Annotated in this window: 3 protein-coding genes; all 3 read right to left on the reverse strand. The window is 72.7% G+C overall.

All coding sequences use genetic code 11. From position 1 onward, the window contains the following. Positions 1–1160, reverse strand: a 1160-nt coding sequence (locus ABZ078_RS43750) for a beta-ketoacyl synthase N-terminal-like domain-containing protein (RefSeq protein WP_356584175.1), incomplete at its 3' end; no start/stop codon positions are given. Between the two features lie 102 nt (positions 1161–1262). Then, positions 1263–6926: an SDR family NAD(P)-dependent oxidoreductase gene (locus ABZ078_RS43755; protein ID WP_356584177.1), complete on the reverse strand. Its 5664-nt coding sequence runs from the start codon at positions 6924–6926 to the stop codon at positions 1263–1265. Between the two features lie 75 nt (positions 6927–7001). Next, a partial coding sequence (locus ABZ078_RS43760; protein ID WP_356584179.1) for a phosphopantetheine-binding protein occupies positions 7002–7748 on the reverse strand: 747 nt, incomplete at its 5' end.

Consider the following 7748-nt stretch of genomic DNA (forward strand, 5'->3'; position numbering starts at 1 on the left):
TGCGCATGCCCGATGTTCGACTTCAACGACCCCAGCCACAACGGCCGATCCGACTCCCGCTCCTGCCCATAGGCCGCGATCAGCGCCTGCGCCTCGATCGGATCCCCGAGCGTCGTCCCCGTACCGTGCGCCTCGACGGCATCGACGTCCGACGCCGAGAGCCGCGCGTTCGCGAGCGCCGCCCGGATGACCCGCTGCTGAGCAGGTCCATTGGGGGCGGTGAGGCCGTTGCTGGCACCGTCCTGGTTGACCGCAGACCCGCGCACCACCGCCAGCACCGGATGCCCATTGCGCCGCGCGTCCGACAGCCGCTCCAGCAGCAGCATGCCCACGCCCTCGGCCCAGCCGGTGCCGTCCGCGTCGTCGGAGAAGGACTTGCAGCGGCTGTCCGGGGACAGCCCCCGCTGCCGGCTGAACTCCACGAAGAGGCTCGGGGTGGCGATGGCGGTGACGCCGCCGGCCAGGGCCATGGTGCACTCGCCCGACCGCAGCGCCTGTACCGCCAGGTGCAGGGCGACCAGCGAGGACGAGCACGCCGTGTCCACCGTCACCGCCGGGCCCTCCAGGCCCAGGGTGTAGGCCACTCGGCCCGAGGCGATGCTGCCCGCGCTGCCGTTGATGAGGTAACCCTCGAATTCGGCCGCAGTGCCGCCGTAAATGCGTGCCGCGCCGTAGTCGTCGTACATGACGCCCGCGAAGACGCCGGTACGGCTGCCGCGCACCGCATTCGGGTCGATGCCCGCCCGCTCGAACACCTCCCAGGACGTTTCCAGCAGCAGCCGCTGCTGGGGGTCCATCGCCAGCGCTTCACGCGGCGAGATCCCGAAGAATTCCGCGTCGAACTGGTCGAGGTCGTGGAGGAATCCGCCTTCTCGGGCGTAGGTCCTGCCCTTGCTCTCGGGGTCGGCGTCGTAGAGGGAGTCGAGGTCCCAGCCGCGGTTGGTGGGGAACGCGGACACCGCGTCGGTGCCGGTCGCGACGAGGTTCCAGAGGTCCTCGGGGCCGGCGACTCCGCCGGGGTAGCGGCAGCTCATCGCGGTGATCGCGATGGGCTCCGCGTCGGCGTCCTCCAGTTCCCGCAAACGCTGCCGGGCCTGGTGCAGGTCGCCGGTGACACGCTTGAGGTAGGCGCGAAGCTTCTCTTCGTTTGCCGTACCCACGCTTTCCCCCTCCGTGTTCCGCGTTCCACGCCGAACAGCGTTCGTTTCAGTGATGTGCAGTGCAGTGCAGTGAAGTGGTCGGTCAGGAATGGGCGGTAGGGATCAGAGTTCCTCGTCGATGAACTGGAAGAGGTCGTCGTCGCTGGCCTGGTCGAGTTTGTCGGCCAGGGTGAGCGCGGCGTCCGCGCTGCCTGTTCCGTCCCCTTCGCACTGGGCGAGCAGCTTGCGCAGCCGGGTCTGGATGAGGCCGCGCTCCGGGTCGTCCTCGGCGAGTCCGGTGAGCGCCGATTCGAGGGCGTCGAGACCGCGCAGACCGTCCTCGACGGGGGACGCGGCGCGTGCCGAGGCGAGTTCGGCCGCCAGGTGTGCCGCCAGGGCGCCCGGGGTCGGGTGGTCGAAGATCAGGGTGGCCGGCAGCCGCAGTCCCGTCTCCCGGCCCAGCAAGTTGCGCAGTTCGATCGCGGTCAGCGAGTCGAAGCCGACGTCCTTGAAGGGCCGTGCCGCCTCCACGCCCGCCGCTGTGGCGTGCCCCAGTGCCGTGGCCGCGTGGGTGCGAACGAGGTCGAGAACGGCTCGGTGCCGTTCGTCCTCGGTGAGGGCCGCGAGCCGTGACCGCAGGGCCGGGCCCGTCCCCTCCGCTCCCGCTCCCCCGGTCGCCACTGCGGCGCCGGTGTCGCCGGCGGTGGACCGCCGCGCCACAGGCATGCGCACCAGCCCGCGCAGCAGCGTCGCCACGCCGTCGCCGTCCTGCCCGTCCGCGGCCCAGGCGCGCAGCGCGCCCTGGTCCAGCCGGATCGGCAGCAGCACGGCGTCGTCCGCCTGGCCGGCAGCGTCGAACAGCGCCAGTGCGCGGTCGGAGTCCAGCACCGCGATGCCCAGGCGGGCCAGCCGCTGCCGGGCGCCCTCGCCCAGCCGCTCGGTCATGCCGCTGCGCTCGGCCCACAGACCCCAGGCCAGCGAGCAGGCGGGCAGCCCGAGGGCGTGGCGGTGGTGGGCGAGGGCGTCCAGGAAGACGTTGGCCGCCGCGTAGACGCCCTGTCCGGCGGTGCCGAGCGTGCCGGCGGCGCCCGAGAAGAGGATGAACGCCGACAGGTTCGACTCGCGCGTCAGCTCGTGGAGGTGGAGCGCCGCGTCGACCTTCGGGCGCAGCACCCGGTCGATCTGGTCGGGCGTGACGGCGGTCAGGGTGGCGTCGTCCAGCACGCCGGCCGCGTGCACGACCGCGGTCAGCGGATGCTCGTCCGGTACGCCGTCCAGCAGCCGCTCCAGTGCCGCGCGGTCGGCGGCGTCGCAGGCCACCAGGGTGACCTGGGCGCCCAATGCGGCAAGCTCCGCGCGCAGTTCGACGGCACCCTCGGCATCCGGGCCGCTCCTGCTGGTGAGCAGCAGGTGCCGTACGCCGTGCTCGGTGACGAGGTGCCGGGCGAGCAGGCTGCCGAGGCCGCCCGTGGCTCCAGTGAGCAGCACCGTGCCCGACGGGTCGAGCAGCGGGCCCGTGGCGGAGGGCCGGGGGGCCGCCGGTCGCAGCCGGGGGACCAGCGGTTCCCCGGCGCGTACGGCGAACTGGGGCTCGCCCGAGGCCAGCGCGGCCACCAGGGCCGGGCTCGAGGTCTCGTCCTGGTCCAGGTCGGCCAGGACGAACCGGCCGGGGTGCTCGGACTGCGCGGAGCGGATCAGGCCCCACAGCGGCGCCTTCGCCAGGTCGGGCCGCTCGCCCGCACCGGTCACCACGGCCCCGCGGGTGAGGAAGACCAGCCGGGACGCCGCGAACCGCTCGTCGTCCAGCCAGGCCCGCGCGGTCGCCACCGCGCCCTCCACTGCCGTACGCACGCCGTCCGCGGTGCCCGCGAGGGCCTGGTCGCCGTTGTCCTCAGCGGACTCGGCGGATACGTACGCCATCAGCACCACGTCCGGTACGACCGTTTCACCGGTGTCGATCGCGGCGGACAGCGCCGCGAGGTCCGGGTGGACAGACACGTCGGCAGGCGCGCCGGGGACCTCGCGGAGGTGGACGCTGAGCTTGCCCTCGTCGGGGCCGACCACGGCCCACACCCCGGCGCTCCCGGATGCGTCCGGCTGCCGCAGCGGTTCCCACTCGACGCGGAACAGCTCGTCGTCCTGACGCTCCGCCGCCGCGGCGAGCTGCTCGGGCGCGACAGGCCGCAGCACGAGCGAGTCGATCACGGCCACCGGCCGCCCGGCGGAGTCGGCGACGAACACCGAGGCCCCGTCGCCCCCGGCCGGCGTCAACGCCGCCCGCACGACCGAGGCCCCGGCCGCGCGCACGGAGATCCCGCGCCACGCGAACGGCAGCACGAGAGCGCGCCCCTCGCCGTGGAAGTCACCCATGCGCAGCCCGTGCAGTGCCGCGTCCAGCAGTGCCGGATGCAGCGCGTGCCCGGCGGCGGTATCCCGCTGGTCGTCCGGCAGCGCGGCCTCGACAAACACCTCGTCACCGCGCCGCCAGGCCGCACGCACGCCCCGGAACACCGGGCCGTAGTCGTAGCCGTCGGCGGCGAACTCCTCGTACAGGGCGCCCGTGTCCACGGCCACGGCGCCCTCCGGCGGCCACACCGTCAGATCAGGCACCGGCGGCACGGCGCTCCCGGCGACCGCCAGCACACCCTCGGCGTGCCTGGTCCACTCGTCGCCGTACGACAGGTCGTCCCGCCGGGAGTGGAGGGTGAGCGTACGCCGCCCGGCCTGGTCCGGCGCCCCGACGGTCACCCGCAGCCGGGTCCCGCCGGTCTCCGGAACGATCAGCGGCGCCTGCAGCGTCAGCTCCTCCACGACAGCGCAGCCCACCTGGTCACCGGCCCGCACGGCCATGTCCACGAACGCGGTCCCGGGCAGCAGCACCGCCCCGGCCACGGCGTGGTCCGCCAGCCAGGGCTGCGTCCGCAGCGACAGCCGACCCGTCAGTACGACACCCCCGTCGGGCAGTTCGACCGAGGCGCCCAGCAACGGATGCTCCGCCGACTCCGCCCCGAGCGCGGAGAGCGCGGCTTCCGGGGTGCCGGTGCTGGTGTCGAGCCAGTAGCGGTGGCGTTGGAAGGCGTAGGTGGGCAGGTCCACGCGGGTGGCTCCGGTGCCCGTGAACACCGCCTTCCAGTCCACGTCGACGCCGTGGGTCCAGGCGCGGGCCAGCGCCGAGAGCAGCGCCTGCTCCTCCGGCCGCCCGCCGCGCAACGCCGGAACGAACACCGCATCCGCAGCCACTTGCGAGCCCGGCCCGGTCAGGACGCCGTCCGGACCCAACTCCACGAACACCGACACGCCCTGGGCGGCCAACTCTGCCACGCCGTCGGCGAACCGGACCCCCTCACGGACGTGCCGCACCCAATACTCCGGAGTGCAGATCTCGGCTGCGGCGGCGAGGCGGCCGGTCAGGTTCGAGACCAGGGGGACCTTCGGGGCCGAGAAGGTCAGGCCTTCAGCAACCGCCCGGAACTCCTCCAGCATCGGCTCCATACGCGGCGAATGAAACGCGTGCGAGACCGCGAGCTGCTTGGTACGACGGCCCCGCACCGCCAGCTCCCCCGCCAACGCCGTGACCGCATCCTCGTCACCGGAAACCACCACCGACGTGGGCCCGTTGACAGCCGCGATACCCACCCGGCCCTCACGACCGGCCAGCAAGCCGCTCACTTCTTCCTCGGTGGCCTCCACCACCACCATCGCCCCACCAGCAGGCAACGCATCCATCAGCCGGCCACGCGCCGCCACCAGCCGGGCCGCATCCCCAAGCGACCACACACCAGCCACATACGCAGCCACCAACTCACCGACCGAATGCCCGCCCACGAAATCGGGGCGCAGGCCAAAGGACTCCACCAGCCGGAACAAGGCCACCTCAACGGCGAACAGCGCCGCCTGGGTGAACACCGTCCGATCCAGCAGACCGGCCTCCGAACCGAACACAACACCCCGGACGCCGACACCGGCACCCAGCTCCGCATCCAAAGCCGCACACGCGGCGTCGAAAGCCTCGGCGAACACGGGGAAACGCTCGTACAACTCCCGGCCCATACCGAGCCGCTGGGAGCCCTGACCGGAGAACAACACCGCCAGCCGGCCACCAACCGCAGCGCCCCCGATGAGGCTGGGCGCCGACTCACCCCGCGCCAACGCCTCCAGCCCGGCCAGCAACTCCTCACCCGAGGACCCGACCACCACGGCCCGGTCCTCCAAAGCCGCCCGCCCCGCCAACGACCAGCCCACATCCACCAGCGAGACACCCTCGCCGACATGGGACAGCAACCGCCCGGCCTGCGCCCGCAACGCCCCCACCCCACGCCCGGACACCACCCACGGCACCACCGAAGGCACCACCGAAGGCACCACACCCGCACCCTCAGCCACCAACCCCGAACCCTCCGGAGCCTCCTCCACAATCACATGCGCATTCGTGCCACTCACACCGAACGAGGAGATGCCCGCCCGACGCGGTTCTCCCGTCTCCAGCCAGGCGCGCTGCTCCGTGAGGACGCGGACGGCGCCGGTGGTCCAGTCGACCTGGGGGGTGGGTTCGTCGACGTAGAGGGACTGCGGCAGGGCACCGTGCCGCATCGCCTCCACCATCTTGATGACGCCGGCGACACCGGCGGCGGCGGCCGTGTGACCGATGTTCGCCTTGAGGGAGCCGATCCACAGCGGGCGGTCGGCGGGACGTCCCTGGCCGTAGGTGGCGAGCAGGGCCTGGGCCTCGATCGGGTCACCGAGCGTGGTGCCCGTGCCGTGGGCCTCGACGGCGTCCACCTGTGCGGTGGTGAGCCCGGCGTTGGCGAGGGCGGCGCGGATGACCCGCTGCTGGGATGGGCCGTTGGGGGCCGTAAGGCCGTTGCTGGCACCGTCCTGGTTGACGGCGGACCCGCGTACGACGGCCAGCACCTTGTGGCCGTTGCGCCGCGCGTCGGACAGCCGCTCCAGCAGCAGCATGCCGACACCCTCACCCCACGCCGTACCGTCCGCCGCGGCGGCGAAGGGACGGCAGCGTCCGGTGCGGGAGAGCGCGCCCTGACGGCTGAACTCCACGAACGTCTCGGGGGTGGCCATGACCGTGACGCCGCCGGCGAGGGCGAGGGAGCACTCGTCGTTGCGCAGCGCCTGGACCGCCAGGTGCAGGGTCACCAGCGAGGACGAGCAGGCCGTGTCGACGGTCACCGCCGGGCCCTCGAGGCCGAAGGTGTACGACAGTCGCCCGGAGACCACGCTGGCCGCGATGCCGGTGGCGAGGTAGCCCTCGGACTGCTTGGGGGACCGGCGCAGCAGGGCGGCGTAGTCCTGGCCGTTGGTGCCGGCGAAGACTCCGGTACGGCTGCCCTTCAGCGACGTCGGGTCGATGCCGGCCCGCTCGATGGCCTCCCACGAGGTCTCCAGCAGCAGCCGCTGCTGCGGGTCGAGCGCCGTCGCCTCACGCGGGGAGATCCCGAAGAAGGCGGGGTCGAAGTCGCCGACGTCGGTGAGGAATCCGCCTTCGCGGACGTACGACGTTCCCGGCCGCGACAGCTCCGGGTCGTACAGGCCCTCGGTGTCCCAGCCACGGTCGGCGGGGAACTCGGAGAAGGCGTCCTCGCCCGAGGCGAGCAGCTGCCACAGCCGCTCGGGCGAGTCGACCCCGCCGGGGAAGCGGCAGCTCATCCCCACGATCGCGATGGGCTCACGCTCTCCCGACTCCACTTCCTGGAGGCGTTGCCGTGCTTCATGCAGTTCGCCGGTCACTCGCTTCAGGAAGTAACGGAGCTTGTCCTCGCTGGTGTTGGTCACGCCGTACTACTCCAAGTTCGGGAAGTCGTCACGCGGTGCGCGGAGAAGGGAGCCAAGGGGGATGGGGGCCGGGGGTCAGGAGATGCCGAGTTCGTTGCTGATGAAGTCGAAGACGTCGTCGTCGGAGGCCGAGGCGAGCTTGTCGGCCGCCCGGCCCGGTTCGGACTCGGGTCCCTCGGCGGGACTGCACAGCTGGAGCAGTGCCTTCAGCCGCAGTGAGATCTCGTTCCGGGCTTCGTCCTCGGCCTCTCCGGCGAGCGCGGAGATGTCCGACGCGAGCCGGTCGAGTTCCCCGACCACGCTGTCGAAGCGCCGGACCCCTTCGGGGGTCAGCTCCGCCCGCAGGCGGTTGACGAGGAGCTGGGGCGTGGGGTGGTCGAACACGAGCGTCGCCGGCAGCCGCAGTCCGGTCGCGCCGGTGAGGCGCTTGCGCAGTTCGACGGCGGTGAGCGAGTCGAAGCCGAGATCCTTGAACGCCCGGTCCGCTGTGATCGCCTCGTCGGTGCCGTGCCCGAGCACGGCCGCTACGTGCGTGCGCACCAGGTCCAGCAGCCGCAGGTCCTGCTCCGCCGGGGAGAGCGCGCCGAGTTCGGTGCGCAGAGCCTCGGCGGGATCCCCGACCGTGCCGGCGCCCTCGTCGCCGGTCGTCTCCAGCGCGCGGCGGGCCTCCGGGATTTCCGCGACGAGTGGAGCGGGGCGGGCGGTCGCGAGCCGCGGGGCGAAGCGTTCCCAGTCGACGTCCGCGACGACGAGGTGCTCCTCGCCCCGCCCCAGCACCGACTCCAGCACCTTCAGCGCATCACCCGGCTCCATCGCCGCCAC

The sequence above is a fragment of the Streptomyces sp. NPDC006385 genome (genome assembly GCF_040612485.1).
Taxonomy (GTDB): domain Bacteria; phylum Actinomycetota; class Actinomycetes; order Streptomycetales; family Streptomycetaceae; genus Streptomyces.